Source organism: Phycisphaeraceae bacterium, assembly GCA_019636735.1.
Taxonomy (GTDB): domain Bacteria; phylum Planctomycetota; class Phycisphaerae; order Phycisphaerales; family SM1A02; genus VGXK01.
Map to the genome: position 1 here is coordinate 155,569 of JAHBWY010000001.1, position 17,112 is coordinate 172,680.

General features: G+C 66.9%; 9 protein-coding genes and 1 tRNA gene. 5 read left to right on the plus strand and 5 right to left on the minus strand.

Annotated features, from left to right (window positions below; all coding sequences use genetic code 11):
* Positions 1-90: 90 nt before the first annotated feature.
* On the plus strand, positions 91-11,004 hold the full coding sequence (locus KF724_00605) for a hypothetical protein (protein ID MBX3354181.1): 10,914 nt from the start codon (positions 91-93) through the stop codon (positions 11,002-11,004).
* A gap of 293 nt (positions 11,005-11,297) precedes the next feature.
* Positions 11,298-11,738, plus strand: coding sequence for a hypothetical protein (locus tag KF724_00610; protein ID MBX3354182.1), 441 nt, complete (start codon positions 11,298-11,300; stop codon positions 11,736-11,738).
* 53 nt (positions 11,739-11,791) lie between these two features.
* Here KF724_00610 and KF724_00615 read toward each other — a convergent pair.
* A tRNA-Gln gene (locus KF724_00615) sits at positions 11,792-11,862 on the minus strand.
* Positions 11,863-12,020: 158 nt separating this feature from the next.
* On the opposite strand from KF724_00615, the gene KF724_00620 reads away from it, so the two are divergent.
* Entirely contained in the window at positions 12,021-12,557 is a 537-nt protein-coding gene (locus KF724_00620) for a hypothetical protein (GenBank protein MBX3354183.1), read from the plus strand.
* 78 nt (positions 12,558-12,635) lie between these two features.
* Here KF724_00620 and KF724_00625 read toward each other — a convergent pair whose 3' ends face one another.
* A complete protein-coding gene (locus tag KF724_00625) occupies positions 12,636-13,202 on the minus strand; it encodes a hypothetical protein (protein ID MBX3354184.1) in 567 nt (188 codons plus the stop codon).
* 17 nt (positions 13,203-13,219) lie between these two features.
* Here KF724_00625 and KF724_00630 point away from each other — a divergent pair, with 17 nt between their 5' ends.
* Positions 13,220-13,939, plus strand: coding sequence for a PDZ domain-containing protein (locus tag KF724_00630; GenBank protein MBX3354185.1), 720 nt, complete (start codon positions 13,220-13,222; stop codon positions 13,937-13,939).
* A 130-nt stretch (positions 13,940-14,069) separates the two neighbouring features.
* On the opposite strand, the gene KF724_00635 is transcribed toward KF724_00630, so the two are convergent.
* Genes KF724_00635 through dapB form a run of 3 tightly spaced genes read right to left on the minus strand, consistent with a single transcriptional unit; the run spans position 14,070 to position 16,408 of the window.
* Positions 14,070-14,324 carry a hypothetical protein gene (locus KF724_00635; protein MBX3354186.1) on the minus strand — a complete coding sequence of 85 codons (255 nt, stop codon included), beginning with the start codon at positions 14,322-14,324 and terminating at the stop codon, positions 14,070-14,072.
* A 54-nt stretch (positions 14,325-14,378) separates the two neighbouring features.
* The gene (locus KF724_00640; GenBank protein ID MBX3354187.1) at positions 14,379-15,617 is read right to left on the minus strand and encodes an insulinase family protein; all 1,239 of its coding nucleotides are present in this window, start codon (positions 15,615-15,617) and stop codon (positions 14,379-14,381) included.
* Entirely contained in the window at positions 15,614-16,408 is a 795-nt protein-coding gene (gene dapB, locus KF724_00645; protein ID MBX3354188.1) for a 4-hydroxy-tetrahydrodipicolinate reductase, read from the minus strand. Before dapB ends, KF724_00640 begins: the two co-directional genes overlap by 4 nt.
* Positions 16,409-16,813: 405 nt before the next feature.
* On the opposite strand from dapB, the gene KF724_00650 reads away from it, so the two are divergent.
* Positions 16,814-17,080 (plus strand): ferredoxin family protein, encoded by a 267-nt coding sequence (locus KF724_00650; protein ID MBX3354189.1) that lies wholly within the window; start codon positions 16,814-16,816, stop codon positions 17,078-17,080.
* The last annotated feature ends 32 nt before the right edge of the window (positions 17,081-17,112 follow it).

Here is a 17,112-nt window from a genome sequence, read left to right on the forward strand (position 1 = left end):
GGCGGCTGTTAGACTCGGGGACGGACCATCACAACCCGGCGCCCTGCAGGTCCAGCGAAGTGGGCGTCGCACATTCATGGAGACGAGTTGATGCTGCTACGGCACTTCGACTGGATCGCTCCGGCGTTGACGGCGTGCCTTGGCGCCGCAGCGCTCGGGCAGGAGGCCCCGGACACGGCGAAGGACGCGCCATCGGCGACCCCGGCGGTCGCGTCGTCGCTGCCCCTCTCGCTCCCTGATGATCCGACCCCCGATCCGGCGCCATCGTCCGAGGACGCCACGCCGCCCGGGCCAACCGCGCCACAGGCGCCGAGCGCCGATGCTGCACCCGCCGCCGCGCCCGAGGCGCCAGCCGCGCCGACCACCATTCGCTTCGCCTTCAAGGATCAGCAGTGGGACCAGGTGCTCGATTGGTTCAGCCGAACGACGCGCATGCCCGTGGTGCGCGAGACCCCCGCGCCCGCGAGCACCGTCGATTTCATCTCTGACCGGGCCTATGAACTGCCCGAAGCGTTGCAGGTCCTGAACACGCTCCTCCAGACGCAGGGCGTGATGCTGCGCCGCGAGCGGGACACCCTCTTCCTTCAGAAGCTCGATGACATGAAGCGGGAGAACATCCCGACCTTCGTTGATCGACTTCCCGAGGAAATCACGGACGACCAGATCGTGACCCTCCTGCTGCCGTTGCGCAACGCGACGAGCACGGCGGTGGCCGAGGCGCTGCGCAATCTGGTGGCGAGCTATGGCAGCGTCACCGATCTGGCGCAGAGCAACTCGGTGGTGCTGGTGGAGACAGCGGCCAACCTGCGCCGCCTTCAGACGATCATCGCGGAGATCGACAAGGCCGATGTCGAGAACATCGTCGAGTACATTCCGCTCCGGTACGCGAAGGCTGAGTCGATGCTGCGAAGCCTGACCGGGCTCATGGCCGAACGCCAGGTGCAGTTCGTCATTCAGCCCGACGGCAAGCGAGTCAGGGTGAGCGAGGACAAGATCGTGGGGCTCTCGCTCACGGCGGACCCGCGCACGAATGCGATCATCGGCCGAGGGACGCGGGCTCGTCTGGACCAGTTGCGCGAGACGATCGCCCTGCTCGATGTCCCCATGCAGGATGAGACTCGCACCCTCCGCACGATCGCCCTGGGTCGGCTGAATCCGCAGGAAGCGCGCGGCGCGATCGACGCCTTTCTCCAGTCGATGGCGCCCGAGCGCCGGCCGACCATCATCATGTTGCCGGAGCGCTCCGGAGTGGCTCTGGTCGGCGAGGCTGGCGCCCTCGATGAGGTCAGCGCGTTCATGCGCGAGGCGGCGGGCTCCGGGCCGGAGGGTCCCTCGCGTTCGCTGCGCACTTTCACCCTGGTCAACACGACGACGACCGCGATGATCCCCGCGCTGCGGGCGATGCTCACCGACGCGCAGATGCGCACGCTGCGGCTCGCTCAGGGGGCCGACGATCGCTCGCTGCTCGCCTTGGGCGACACCGATGCGGTCGAGACCGTTGTGGAGCTGGTCGAGGCGCTCGATCAACCCGCCCGGCGCGATGCGCGCGTGCGGGTCATCCCCATCGCCAACGCCGATGCCGCGCGTGTGGCCGAGCGCGCTCGCGAGCTCTTCCTGCGCGGCGAGGGCGCCGCAAGCGCCGAGGGCGCAGCGCCGGCGCTCCCGTCGCCGACCGTTGAGGTCGATACCGAGGGAAGTGCGATCATCGTGGCAGGGCGCGAAGACGCGGTCGACGCCTTCGAGCGCATGATCAACCAGGCGCGAACCCTGACGCCGCCCGAGCGCAGTGGTCGCCTCGTCGTGGTGCGAGAGCGACGAGCGGAGGATCTCATCGATCCGCTTCGGCAGGCCCTCGCGACCGTGGCGCCAAAGCAGGGCGGGCGCGTGCCCGAGCCGGTGACGATCGAAACGATCGCATCGGCGAATGCACTCTGGGTGACGGGTGAGCCCCAGCAACTGGCGCTCGCTGAGCTTGTCGCACGCGAGCTCGATCGCACCGACCGCAGCACCCGGCAGGTTCGCACCTATCAACCGAAGCACCTCGATCCCGCGGCGCTCGTGCAAGGCGCCCAGCGCCTCGTCGCTGCGACGCGCAATGAAGGCCCCGGCGCCCCGGAGTTCCAGGTGGATCCGCGGGGCACCTCGGTGCTGGTCATCGCCGATCACGCGGAGATGGAAGGCGCGATGGCGGCGCTGCACACCTGCGACGAAGGCGCCGCGACCGCATCGGAGACGATCGTGCGGGTCTATCCGCTGACGCAGGCCGACTCGAACGATGTGGCGGCAGCACTTCAGCGGGCGCTCGATGGCCGCGGTCCCGTGCGCCCCGGCGCGCCGCGACCCGTGGTGGCCGCGGAACGCAGCAGCAATTCGATCGTGGTCACGATGTCGCCCGACGACCTCGAGACGATCGAGGACCTCATCAAGCCGCTCGACACCGGCGTTGCCAAGGAAAGTGCACAGGTGCGCACGGTGGTTCTGCGACACGCGCGGGCCGAGCAACTCGCGCCGCTCGTGGAGCGATTGCTCGCGGAGCAGAACCTGGTGAATCCGGCGGATCTGCCGAGCTGGGCGCGATCGGAGTTCATTCGCAATCGCCTCGCAGGGAGTGGGCGCACGCCGGTCCGTGTCGCGGCGGATCAGCGCCTCAATGCGATCATCGTCACTGCGCCACGCGCGGTGCTCACGGTGGCGGAGCAGCTCATCGAGCAGCTCGACGCCGCTGGCGCCGAACAGCACGCGCGCAGCGTGCGGGTGCTCGAGATCCGCAACGCCGACGCGGGGGAGATTGCCGGCGCGCTCGAGCAGGTCTTCCAGGGGGACGGCTCGGCTGAGGCGCCGCCGGTCATTCGGGTCAACACCGCCAGCAATTCGCTTCTCGTGCGGGCGAGCGATGAGCAGTTCTCCGTCATCGAGCGAGTGAGTCGCGCGCTCGACAAGGGTTCCATCGTGACCTCCCGGCAGATGCGCACACTGGCCATCGACCCCTCGCGGGCGAATGCCGAAGAGGTCGCGCGCGTGCTTGGCCGCATGGCATCTTCGGGGGCCGATGGTGCCGAGGCGATCAAGGTCGTCCGTCTCGAAGACCTCATGCGCGAGTACGGGGTGGCACCCGCGGGTGCCTCGGCTCCTGCGACCACGACCGCGCCGGCGAACAAGATGCCCGCAGCTCCGGTGGCGCCCGGAGCCCTGCGCGACGACGCCGCTGCCGACGCACCCGCGAGCGCGGCTGCCGGCGATGCGACGGAGCCGCCCCCGACCATCGCGGTCGATCCGGCGACGAACGCGATCGTCCTGATTGGCGGACGCCGCTGGGTCGATCGCATGTCGCAGCTTGCCATGCAGATCGCGGAACAGCTTCCAGCTCCCTCGACCGAGGTGCGCGTCATCCAGGTGCCTGAGGGCGTCGATGTGAATCGCCTTCGCATGCTGCTCACCGAGGCGATGCGCGTGGTGACGCCGCCGGGTGGGCGTCCGGGCGACCTTTCGCGGCGAGTGAGCCTGCTCGCCGATGCGCCGAGCCGTGCGCTGGTGGTGGCCGCGACCGACACCGACTTCAGGCAGATTGCGCCGATCCTCGCGGCCATCTCTCGCACGAGCGGAACAGAGCCGGTGCTGGTGCGCTCGCTTGAGCCTCGCTTCGTCACAGCGGGGCAGGCGGTCGACACGATCCGCCAGATCATGGGCGCTCGGGCGCGAGCTTCGGCGGCCGCCGGTGGCGCACCCGGTCCGCAGGCGGAGTTCGCCATCGATCCGCGCGGTGACGGGATCTTTGCGATCGGCTCCGAGTCGGCGCTTGACGAAGTGCAGCGATTCCTTGAACTGGTCGATGCCGGCCCCCGCGCTGGCGAAACGCCGCTGCGCATCTTCGAGCTTGAGTATCTGCGCCCGCAGTCGGCGGCGCGTCTGGTGCGCGAGGTGGTCCTCGCGGGTGAGGCGGCCGAGGCTGCACGAACGACGCTGATTCCCGAGGAGGAGCTCGGCCTTCTACTGGTTCGGGCGCCGGAGGCAATCACGCAGCGCATCGACGCCGTCCTCCGCGAGATTGATCGGGCCTCGACCTCGGGGCTCGAACTCCGCACGCTCAAGCTCGAGCGAGCTGACGCGCAGTTGGTGGCCGAGGTGCTTCAGCGCTTCTTCGACGATCGCGCCCGTGTCACCGGTGCCGCGCGAGGCCGCCAATTGCCCCGCAGCGTGGCGATCGTCCCCGACCCCCGCAGCGGCACTCTCCTCATCTCCGCCAGCGACGCCGACTTCGCCGAGGTGACACGCGTCGCGAAGGAACTCGATGCGCCGATGGCGGCCAGCGATCTCCAGTTCCGCATCTTCCCGCTGCGCCACGCCGAGGCGAGCGAGGTGGTCGACCTCGTTCGCACCCTTGCGACCGAACTCACCGAGAGCGAGATGCCCTTCTTCTGGATGCGTCGCCAGACGCCGCGGGCGAGCACGCGCGATGCCTTTGCCGTGCGCGCCGATGATCGGCTGAACGCACTCATCGTGACCGGGCGCGGCGATCGGTTCGCGCTGGTTGAGAACCTGCTGGCGGCGATCGACGCGCCGGTCGAGCAGGGGCAGGGGCGCCAGCTTCGCTTCTACCGAGTGAAGAACGCGGACATCTACATGGTGCTGCAGCTTGCGAACGATGCGCTCGGTCGAAGCGGCGCCGATCGACGATGGTGGGAAGGGGAGCGTGCCACGCGCGCCCGCATCGTCGCCGATCCGGGGACGAGCACGCTCATCGTCAGCGCCACCGAGGCGCAGCAGCGCGAGGTGGCGGCACTGATTCAGTCGATCGACGAGGCGGTCACGCGACCTCAGGTGGACATGGCGGTCATTGCCCTTGAGTTCGCACCCGCGCAGGACACCGCGCAGACGCTGCGACGGTTCCTCGCGGAACGGGCTGCCGGAGACCAGGCGGCCGTCCAAGCGACGGCGATCGTGCCGAGCGTCAGCGCCAACACCCTGCTCGTCTCGGCTCCGACCGAGGTGCTGGCGACCATCCGGGACCTCGTCGCCAAGATCGATCAGCCGAGCGCCAGCGCCGATCGAACGATCGAAATCATCAAGCTGAAGAAGGGACTCGCGAGCGACATCACGCGCATCGTGCAGGAGCAGTTCACGCGGCGCGGCGGCGCTGCGCAGGGCGTCATTGTGACCTCCGATGCCCGCACGAACTCGATCATCGTGAACGCGCCGGAGCAGCTCTTCGAGCAGGTGAAGGCGCTCATCACCCGACTCGATACGCCGACCGATGCGGATGAGTCGGTGATTCGCACCTTCGCACTGACCGGGGCGAAGGCCGATGAAGCAGTGCGCATTCTCTCGCAGACTCTCCAGCTCGACGCCCAGGGGCGCCCGCGCGGGGTCACGATCCGGCTTGATGATGAAGCGGCGCCGCCAGTTGAAGTCCGCGCGCGCATCGTTGCCGATCGTCGTTCAAACAGCCTCGTGGTGACCGCAACGCCGGAGAGCATTCCGGTCATCGAATCGCTCATCTCGAAGATCGACACCGTGCCCGCGCGGGCGTCGCTTGAGTACCGCGTGATTCCACTCACGCATGTGGCTGCGAGTGACCTGAGCTGGACACTCAGGCAGATGCTTCGCACGCGCGAGCCCGGTGAGACGGATATCCGCGTCGACTACGACAATCAGGAGAACCGCCTCATCGTCGGTGCGACACCGGAGCAGTTCCGCGAGGTCGAGCGCATCATCAATGAACTCGACCGTCCTTCCGAGCGCAGCCGAGTCACGGAGTTCGTTGCCCTGAAGCACGCCCAATCCGAGCAGGTGCGGCAGGCGCTCTCCTTCTTCTACGGACCCGGCGCAGTCGACGCCGCAGGGCAGGCGCAGCGCAGCGTGATCATCGTGGCGGACCCGGCGAGCAACTCGCTGGTCATCTCCGCGGCGAAGGACGAGTGGGACGGCATCCGCACGCTGCTTGAGAAGCTTGACAGCGCCGACTACGACGCGAGTCTCCAGCTCAGGGTGATCGCTCTGGCCCACGCCGATGCGCCGAGCGTCGCGGAGGCGATCAACGGCGCCTTCCGCATCACCACCGAGGCTCGCCCCGATCGCGCCGCGCCGCGACGCGATGCTGACCGAGGCCGCGATGGTCAACGCCCGGAAGATGCGCCGCCGCCCGCCGTGCTGGTACCACCCGATCGCTGGGTGAGCGCCACGGCGGAGCCGAGGACCAACGCCATCATCATCTCCGCGAGCCGGCAGAACCTTGTGAAGATCGAGGCGATCATTGCGCAGATCGATGTGGCCGAGAGCAGCAAGCTGCCTCCGCCCCGGCTGATCCCGGTCGAGAGCGGCAGTCCCGAGCAGCTTGCGCAGGCGCTGCGCGAGATCTATGCGGACCGCACGGCTGGCCGCGGCGCTCCGCCCGGACGCGAAGGCGGTCGCGGTGTCCGAATCGTCGGCGATGTGTCGAGCGGTGTCATCATCGTGCGGGCGTCGGAGGAGGAGTTCGCCGCCATCCAGGCGCTCGCCGAAGCGCTTCAGCAGCAGGTTGATTCGCGCGGCCTCACGGTGCGCGTGATGCGACTGGCCCAGGCGCCCGCGGTGCGGGTGGCCAATGCCGTGCGCGATGCGTTCACCACGCGAGCCCGCCAGTCGAACCTTCCGTTCAGCATTCAGGCCGACCCATCGAGCAACGCCGTGGTGGTGGCTGCGACCGGGGCGCTCTGGACGGAGATCGAGGCGACCGTGAAGGCGCTCGATCAGATGACGCCTTCGGCGGGACAGCAGGTGCTCATCATCGACTTGAACAATGTGACGCCGGAGACCGTCGAGCGCGTCATTCGCACGCTCGGACTCGAGCGTGAGCAGGCGCCTGAGAGCGCGACACGACTGGTGAACGAACCGGTGCGGATCGCACCGGTGCCCGGCCGCAATGCGGTGATGGTCGTCGCCGGAGCGGGCGATCGCGAGACGGTCGTCGCGCTCGTCAAGGCGATCGACGAGGAGCCGAAGCTCGCCGAGATGCAGATGCAGGTGGTCAGGCTCCGCAACGCGAGCGCGCCAACCATCGTGGCGACGCTTCTCCAGATGCTCTCCACGGGTCCCGGCGCAGCGGCGGGTCAGGCGCCGACGGTCTCGCCGCTTCTGCGCTCACTTCAGGAGCAGGTCCGCCGACTCACGCTGCGTCGCGACGGTGCTGATCAGCCGGACATCGCCTTCGACCTCGCTCAGCCGATCAAGCTCGTGGCCGATGAGCGCATGAACGCGATCGTCATCGGTTCGACGCCGTCCAATGTTGCGGCGCTGCGCGAGGCGGTGGCGCTGCTCGACAGCGTGCCGACGACCGACGGCGTTTCCGTGCGCATCTTCCCGCTTGAGAACATGGCTGCCGCACAGTTCGCCCGGCTGGTGCGCGAACTCTTCCAGCAGGGGCGCAACCTCGCCAATGTGCCCCTCTCCACGGCCAAGGCGATGCCGGGTGGTGAAGTGGGCAAGGCGCTCGTCGGGGAGATCGCGATCGCCGTCGATGAGCGGACGAACACCGTGGTCGTCGCCGGGCGCGACGAAGCGGTCGCCTTCGTCGAGGTCCTGCACCGACGCCTTGATTCCGATGCGGTGACCGGATGGGTTGAACCTCGCATCTTCCAGTTGCGGCACGCCGATGCCCGCGATCTGGCCACGACGCTTTCCGATGTGCTGGCCGAAGCGAACAGCACGGGTCGCGGCGGCCGCGGCGGTGGGGCCACGAGTGAGCTCAGTCCGCTTCAGCGCCAAGTGGCGCGGTTGCGCATGATCCGTCTCGACCCCAACGGCGCCGCGCGCCCGATCGACAGCGATCTCTTCGCACCGCTGACTCAACTTGTCGTGCGACCTGACCCCGGGATGAACGCGCTCATCTGCATCGGCACGCCGGCCAACCTCGACATCATCGGTGAACTCGTGAAGCTCCTCGATGTTGAAGCAGCCGGTCCGAGCGCACTCGTGCGCGTCTACCCGGTGCAGAACGCGTCGGCGGCGCGCCTGGCGAACACCATTCAGCAGCTCTTCGAAGCGCAGTTCCAGGCGAAGGCGATCCGTGACGACGACCGGTTGAAGGTCGTGCCCGATGAGCGAACCAATGCCCTGGTGGTCTCGACCAGCACGCGCAGTTTCGCGGTCTTCGAGCAGCTCCTCGGGCAACTCGATCAGAAGATCGCCCCCGAGATCCGCGAGATCCGCACCGTGGGTCTGCGCAGCGCGTCGGCAGTTCGGCTCGCGCCGATCATCCAGCAGGTGCTAGATGCGCGGCTTGAGCGCCTGCGGCGCGTGCAGCCCGAGACGGCGGAACTCGAGCGCGTCGTCATCGTGCCTGACAGTCGTTCCAATGCGCTCATCGTCTCCGCGGCTCAGGAGAGCTGGCAGGTCGTCGAGCGCCTCGTGGGCGAACTCGATCGCGACCTCGACGCCGACCAGTCGGCGATGCATGTGCTCACCATCAAGAAGGCCAACCTCGATCGAGTCGCCTCGGCGATCAACGAGATCATGGATCGGCGCTACGCCGACCTTCCCAACGAGATGCGCCGCCGCGTGCGACCGCTGGTCCTGACGGATCCGCGCACGAGCAGCCTGCTCATTTCCGCCGCCCCCGGTGACTACACCGACATCGAGCGACTCGTCCAGCAGCTTGAGGCGACCCCGATGGATCCCGCGGTGTCGGTCGATGTCATCACGCTCGTCACCGCGCGAGCCGAGCAGCTCGCCCCGCGCCTCCAGACGCTCATGCGCGAGCGCATGGCGACGCTGGGCGGCGCCGAAACGCCGTCCGATCGCGTGTCGATCGCCCCCGATCCCGCGAGCAACAGTCTCATCGTCGCCGCGAGCGAGGAGAACCTCGCCATCATTCGGCAACTGGTCGAGGCGCTCTCGAAGGCGGGCGAAGAGGCAGTCGAAGGACGCCAGGTGGAGCTGGTCCTCCTCTCGAAGAGCCGGGCGCAGGATCTGGTGCCCGTCCTCAACGACCTGTATGTCAATGAACAGAATCGGCGCCGCGGCGAGAACGCCGTGCGCGTCACAGCGGACCAGCGACTGAACGCCCTTCTCATCACCGGACTTGAGCCCGATGTCGCCGCCGTCAAGCGCATGGCGGGCGAACTCGATGGCACGCGCCCGGCGACGGTGGTCGAGATCAAGGCCCTTGCGCTGGCGAGCGCGAATGTCGTCGAGACGGTCAATCTCATCGAGAATGTGCTGGCAGGCAACACCCTGGCGGGCGGTCGGCCCGGCCAGCAGGCGACAGTCGTCAAGTACATGCGGCAGATTCACGGCGACCCCGATGGCGCGCCCATGGAAACGGAAGTAAGCGCCGCCGTCCGGGCGAGCATTTCGCTGGTACCCGACATTCGCACGAACACCATCATCGTGCGCGCCCCGCGCGACGCGATGGAGCTCATCGAGCGCATGGTTCGGGACCTCGACCAGTCGAGCGCTGGCAGCCAGTCGATCAAGGTGCTCCGACTGGCCAACGCCGACGCCACGCAGATGGGGCGCCTGCTGACCGAGCTCTTCAATCTCAGGCAGCAGGGCAATCTCTTCGTGCTGAAGCCGCGCGAGGGAGTGCCCGGCGCCCCACTCGAGCCGATCATCGACCCCGCGTTCGGCGGCGATGCGCTCTTCGGAAGCGACTTGACGATGGTGCCCGATCCTCGCCAGGCGCTCTCGATCACCGTTGACACACGCACCAACAGCCTGCTGGTGAGCGGCACGCCAACCTACCTCGAGCTCGTCGACAAGGTCGTGCGCGAGCTCGATGGCCAGACGGCGAACGAGCGCGAGACGAAGATCTTCGCCCTCAAGAATGCGGCCGCCGACAATGTCGCTCGAATCGTCTCGGAGTTTGTCGACACCGATCAGCGCAAGGTGATCGCCACCCTCGGGACCGGCCAGATCGGGTCGGCGAGCCGTCTGCTCGAGCGCGAGGTCACGATCGTCGGTGACACGAAGACGAACGCCGTACTTGTCACCGCCAGCCCGCGCTATCTCGAGACGCTGACGCAGGTGATCCATGAACTCGATGTCGATCCGCCGCAGGTGCTCATCCAGGTGGTTCTCGCCGAGGTCACCTTGGGCAACTCCGAGGACCTCGGTCTCGAGTTCACTCGCTTCCAGGTGGGAAGCGTCAATGTTGCCGGTGGATTCGGGTTGCCGCGCAGTCCCTTCGCCTCGGGCATCAGCATCCCGGGACTGGCCGGGCTCGCTCCCGCGGTCTTCGGAAGCGCCGGTCTGCCCAACATCGCCATCGGGTCTTCGCAGTTCGATCTTCTACTGAACGCGCTCAAGAGCCAGAATCGCGTGCAACTGCTCTCCAATCCCAGTGTCATGGTGGCGAACAACACGCGAGGCTTCATCCAGGTCGGTGAAACGGTGCGCCTGCCGAACTCGGTGTCCTTCAGCGCGGCCGGCCAGCAGTCCAGCGTCGATCCCGAGGACATCGGTGTGATCCTCAATGTCACGCCTTCGATCAATCCTGACGGCTTTGTCCGCCTCGAAATCGAGCCGGAGATCTCCTTCCTTTCGAAGGAGACGACACAGATCAGCGAGAACTTCGAGTCACCGGTCATCACCCGTCGACGAGCCAACACGACCGTCACCGTCAAGGATGGTCAGACCGTCGTGATCGGCGGCCTCATCCAGGATCGCTTCGAGCGGATCGACAAGAAGATTCCCTTCCTGGGCGACATCCCGATCGTCGGCTTCCTCTTCAGCAACAAGAGCGAGCAAGTTCAGAAGACGGAACTGCTGATTGTCCTTACGCCGCATGTCGTGCGCTCTCCGGAGTCCGCCCGCGAGCGATCGCAGGGCATGCTCGAGAAGCTCTCGCTTCCGCCGTCGCTCAAGCGGCAGATCGAGGTCGGCGAGCTCCAGGGTCTGCACGGCGCCGTCGACGATCAGGGTCGCCTGATCGATCCGATCGGGGCACCGTCCGCGACGAAAGTGCAGGACATTGGCGGTCCGCAGGTTCCGGCAACTCAGGGGAGTAACGGCGGGGGGGGCTCTCGTTGAGTCGGTGTCGAGCGCAGCATCGTTCGCTGTCGCACCCGGCGTGCTGGTGCGGCACGACGCACGCGGGCGGAGCCACGAGTGCCCGAGTTGCAGCCTCGTCGCCACGATCGCATCGGCCTCGGACCGTTCGCGCCGCCCGGGCCGCTCGGAGTGCGTGTGTCGCGAGCGCTCTAGCTCTTGCCCTTCTTCATGTTGCCGGTTGTGTCGAGCGCACCTCCGGCGCGGATGGCCGAGCACCGGTTCCTCAGCCTGTCTCCGCGCCGACGACTCCGAGCGAGGCGCCCGCGAACGCGGTGGTGCTGATCGCTCGCCCCGCAGTGGACACCAACGGCAATCTCTGGCGGGATCGCATCGACCTTACGGTCTATCTCTTCGCGCAGCCCTTCCCGACACCGGTGTTCCGTGAGGGCGAACTCGACTTCTTCATCTATCCGGTGGGTCAGGCTGGTTCGCCCGATGCTCCAGGCGTCCCGCTGCGGAAGTGGACCGTCGATCCGCAGACCATGGCCGCACTGCGCGGCATGTCACTGCCAGGCCCGTGCTACAACCTTGGCCTGAGTCTTCTGGCCGATGGACGCACGGACGAGCTGCCGGTCGACGCCGTCGATCTCGCCGCCGTCTTTCGCGCGCCGGGACAGCCGCCCGTCTGGACGCAAGGCGTCACCACGGTGCAGCTTGGCATGGTGGTTCCGGAGAGTGGCCGTAGCTCCCGCCGCGGAACGGCCACTCAATAGAAGAAGAGGTCATCGCGTGCCTTTCTGGCCCGCGATGCTGCGGCCAGCGGCAATTGGGGATCCTGGATTCGAACCAGGACTAAGTGGTTCAGAGCCACTCGTGCTACCGTTACACCAATCCCCAAGGCACGAATCGAGCCGCGGAGTGTAGCACCTCGCTCTCGGACGGTCGATCCGCAAGATGGACCGGGAACCACGGCATGACTCCGACTGTTCTCATGCGAACGGGCGGAATGCGGGGAGATTGCTGGCTTTCCATTGCGGCAACCTTACGGTTCTCTCGTGAGGCACCGTTCACCCGAACAAGGCACCGTCTGGGCGCTGTCCTTGAACGCCGCGCTCCCGGGGATGGTGTTGGCTCTTCTCGCGCTCTCGGGTTGCGAGGGACGACCGCAAGCGCACCGATCGGGGGATCTCTCGGCCGCGTCGCCTGCGGCGCTCTTGGGAGGTCAGGTGCATGAACCGAGCGGCGCGCGGGACCTCAGCGCCGACCACGATGACTGGGACGCCTTCGACGAGATGGATGAGTGGGGCGCCCGCAACGAGGCGCCGCGCCGATCACAACCGCCTCCACGCCCGCAGGGCAAGCCCTTCAACACCTCCTTGATCGATCGTGACGGCCGCCTTCGTCGCGTCGAGATTCGCATGCTCGATGGAGTTGCGGAGACGCGCGTCGATGGGCGGCTTGTCGCGCCCGAACGAGTGCGCGTGCATCGCCGCAGTGTGGTCGAGGTTCTCGATGAGCGCGGCGCGACCGAGCTCGCCTTCAATCTGCCTCGTGGCATGACCTCCGTCGTACAGACGAAGGCGCCGCGCTGAACCCGTCGGTGCACCCGGCGAGATCGACGACATCAAAGGAGTCGCAACACCGCTGCGGTAGTGCCGCCTCGAGCGCCTCTATCGCCACGCGAGACTGCGACGATCGGTCAGGAGCGTGCCGTCGGGCAGCCTGAGGAACGCGTTGATCTCGACTTCCGACCCAGGGGCGGGCCGAGCCTCGGCGGGCAGGGTCACGCTCAATCGGTAGCTGCGCGTGATGCCCTCGAAGTGACTCAGGTTCGTCCGACGATTTTGAAGGTCGACCGGTCCGACCGTCCAGCGCTGCCCCGCCGACTCAATCTCGGCCCAGAGCCATCCGCTCGTACGGACCTCAAGGCCGTCGGCGTCGAGGCACTCCACCCGGATCTCGAGTTCGGTGGCTTGTCCCGGCGGGCCTGACGCCGCGGCCATTGGAACTCCACCTGAGGGGTCGACGCGGCGTGTGAGCGGGTTGATTCGAATCGAGGCCGCTTCGAACGAGGGCTGGTTGATTCGGTTCGCCGCGCGATCGCCGACCGCCGGATCATGGGGCCGAGCCGTCAGTGCGCCATCCTCCGCACATGCTGCCAGCAGCAGGAGGATCGGCGTCATCCAAAGGAGTTGGCCGCAGGCGCCCTTGGCTCGGCTCGCGCGCATCGACTCCATCACGGTAGCATGGAGTCATGCGCATCACGCTTCGAACCTTCCGGCGTTCACTGCCTGTCGCGTGCGTTCTCCTGGCTGCGTGTGCTTCCGTTGCGGCACAACAGGGGACGGCTTCAACTGCGGTCGCCGCCGGCACCGCGGCACCAGCCGCGGTTGCAGCAACTCCGGCCCCCGCCCAATCCACGCCACCTCCCGCATCGACTCCACCGGCGGCGAGGCCCACGCCACTTCCCGATGGGAGCTTCCGAGATCTGGCCGGCAACCGACTCGTGCCGCCCGCAGCCATGGCGGGAGGCAAGCTCGAGGCGTGTCCTCCCGCCCTCGCCAAGCACCTCGGCCTCGATCCGTCAAAGGTCTCGATGCTGGCCGAGGTCATTCCGGGTCTTCCCGCAGACAAGGCGGGCCTCGAAGTCCACGATCTGATCATCGCGGTGCAAGGTCTTCCCGACGCGGGCGAAGACACCATTCGCTCCGCCATCCGCGCCGCGAAGCCTGGTGATTCGATGGTGGTCACGGCTCGTCGCGGCGACCGCACCTTTTCCGCGACGGTCGTCCTTGAGCCGTGGCACCCCGATCACATGATCCGCCCGCTCATGCCACATCACTTCCAGACGCTGCCGGCATTGCCGCCCCCGGTGCCCGCGACAACGGCCCAGGTTACGGCGCTCGAAGCACGAGTGGCTGCGCTTGAAGCGAAGGTGGCCGAACTGATGCGCCTGATGCAGGCCGGTCACTGACGGAGTCGGCCTCGCGGGCTTCGCGCGGTCCAACGCACTTGGCGTGGTGAGGCCGCAGCTCAACCACACGATGTGGTGCAACGCGGGCGTGGTTGCGCCATCAACGCCGCGGCCTGCTTGAAACAGTGAGTCACGCCACCGGGTCGATGACGCTGTATCGATCAAGATTGAGCGTCACGAGCTCGCCGTCATCCCGACGAAGCTCCAGGCGATCGAGCCAAAGGCGATCGTTACGGGCGTGCGCAAACCAGCTTCCCGTGGTCGCCTGTCGCCAGCGCACCACGGTGCCTTCAACCGCCGTGGTCCAGACCTTCTCGACCTGCGGCATCTGTTGGGTCACACGCACGCGCGTGCCTGGAGCAAGAACCAGCATCTCGACTGACATGGCGGCGAGTATAGGGCGGGGCCGTGGCGCTCCGACAACGGCGGAGCTGCCGGATCACGAGTCGAGTGGCTGCGGGCCCACCACCGCGAGCGTTTCAGCCTTCGACCAGCGATCGGCCATCGGCCCGCGGACATAGGCGTTGAGTGACTCGAAGTCGACCGCGTCGACCTCGGCGGCCAGGTCCTTCAGCGACCGAGGTCGCCCCACGCGAACGATGTCGGCCGCCATGGCGCTGGCCCGTGCCGACATGCTTTCGCCCTGCATGACAAGGTGACTCTTGAATCCCACGACGGCGCGGGCGAACTCATCGGGGGTCACGCCGTCGGCGAGGCGTCGAATCTCCGCTCGAATCTGGCCCAGGGTCTGACGCGCCCGCTCGTGGGTGCTCCCGGCGTAGATCGAGGTGATGCCGAAGTCGCGACCGAGTGTGGCGCTCGAGCCCACGGAGTAGCAGAGCCCTCGCTTCTCACGAACCTCGGTGAAGAGTCGGCTGCTCGTGTCACCGCCGAAGATGCGGACGGCCAATCGATGCCGCAGTGACTCTGGCGCGGATTCGACCGGTGCCCAAAGCCCGAAGGCGAGGTGGGTCTGCGCCGTTGCAGATTGCACATGCACGCTGCCTCCGAGCGGCGGCGCCGCCACACGGGGTTCTTCGCACGAGCCCTCCCATCCGTTGATGAGAGGCTCCAGAACTCCGAGAACCTCGTCAATTCGGATGCGGCCCGCGACGGCAAGAACTGAGCCAGCAGGCTTGGCCCTCCTGAGCCACTCGCCCCTGAGGCGCTCCACCGTCGCTGACTGAATCGCGTCTGCGTGACCGTAGCCCGAGCGGTTGAAGGGGGCGGGGAAGTGGCGCTCCGAGGCGCGGATGAAGGCGACATGCTGCGGCTCGTCGTCGAGACCGGCCAGCGCCTGGAGGGCCAGCCGCTTCACAGGTTCGAGGTGCTCAGGGTCGAAGCGTGGCGCAGTGACCATCGGCGCCACCAGCTTCAAGGTCTCGCCGAGATGCTGCGAGAGCATCGTCGAGTTCAACAGAAAGTGGAACTTGGTCGTCCTCGAGTGACGGTCGGCGCCCAAGCGATCGAACGCCTCGCTGTGCTCACGGCTGCTCATGGAGCCGACGCCGCGAAGGAGGTACTCCGCGATGAGGGCGGAATCGCCGTCACCGGCGGCGCCCTCGAGGTCATAGGAGTTGCCGCCCGGCAAAAGCCATGCGAGGGAGCAACTCTGGACTCCATCGAAGGTCTCGACGGCTACCGTCATGCCGTTCCTGAGCGTGGTGGTCTGGATCATGCGAATCCTCCGGGGCCGTGGGAGTGCTTCAACTCGCTGATCCACTCTTCAACGGTGTGCCACCCGGCAGGCCGGTGGACGAGCCACGAGGAGAGCCGCAGCGCGCCTCGCGCAAAGAGGTCGCGGCTGGTCGCCGCATGGCGAATCTCGATCACCTCGCCGGGACCGGCGAAGGTCACGGTGTGCTCTCCGATGACATCCCCCAGCCTCTGGGCATGGATTCGTTCGGGCGAAATCGGGCGTCCGGCACCGTCGAGAGACTCAGCCAGGGCCTTGGCTGTGCCGGAAGGCGCGTCGAGCTTGTGCCGATGGTGGCGTTCGACGATCTCGATGTCGAACTCCGACCCCAGGAGACGCGCCGCCTCGGCGACCAGTCGACGAGTCACCGCCACCCCGAGCGAGGTGTTCGGCGCCACCATGACCGGCACCGAGCGTGCGGCGTCGCGCAACATGGAGAGTGTCTCCGGGGAGAGTGCGGTGGTTCCGACCAGGAGCGCTGATCGTTTCGTAACTGCCGCTCTCGCCGCAACCTGCGCTCCGCGATCGGAACTGAAGTCGATGATCGCGTCGGCGCTGTCGGATGAGCCGATCCAGCGTTCCGAGTCACCTTGATCAAGCTCGGCGACGATCGTGAATGACCGCGTCTCTGCCGCGCACGCGACGATGCGCCGACCCATGCGACCCTTCGCGCCATGCACCACAATGCGAAGCGCCGGGCGCGGTGTTGCATCACCACCGACATCTGATGGCGACGCGCGCTCAGCGTGCATCGAGACCCCCAACAGGGACATCCTCACCGAATTCTCTGAAGTCGACTTGCATTCGTGGCCGATAAGGGTACAACTCCATGTGGGAGTCTGCTTTCGTTACGCGGGCAGCACTCCTTCACTCCGACACCTACGCGTAACGAAGGGAGCCTGGCACATGGCAGCTCGCAAGAAGGCGAAGAAGAAGGTCGCCAAGAAGGCTGCGAAGAAGACTTCGAAGAAGAAGAAGTCCTCTCGCAAGTAATCTTCTCCGCAGTGAACGAACCGCCGCCGGAGCCGGCTATGTCGGCTCCGGCGGCTTTTTTGCACCATGACATTTCGCCCTGCGCGCATTGCACCGCCACAGGCCCGTGACGCAGGTCTCCACGCTGATTGGTGACGAGCACTTGGCGGCGGGTCCTCGGTGACCGTAGGATTCGCCGCTCCCCCATGGCCCACATCATTGCCGAACCCTGCATCGGAACCAAGGACACCGCGTGCGTCGAGGTGTGCCCGGTCGATTGCATTCATCCCACCAAGAGCGACGGCGATCACGGTGAGAGCAATCAGCTCTTCATCGACCCGGACACCTGCATTGACTGCGGCCTCTGCGTGGACGAGTGCCCTGTTCACGCCATCTTCCCGCAGGATGACCTGCCCGAGGAGTGGCAGAAGTACATCCAGATCAACGCGGACTACTACAAGAGCAAGGCCTGAGTCGTCAGGCTCTGCCCCGCAACCGCGGGTGA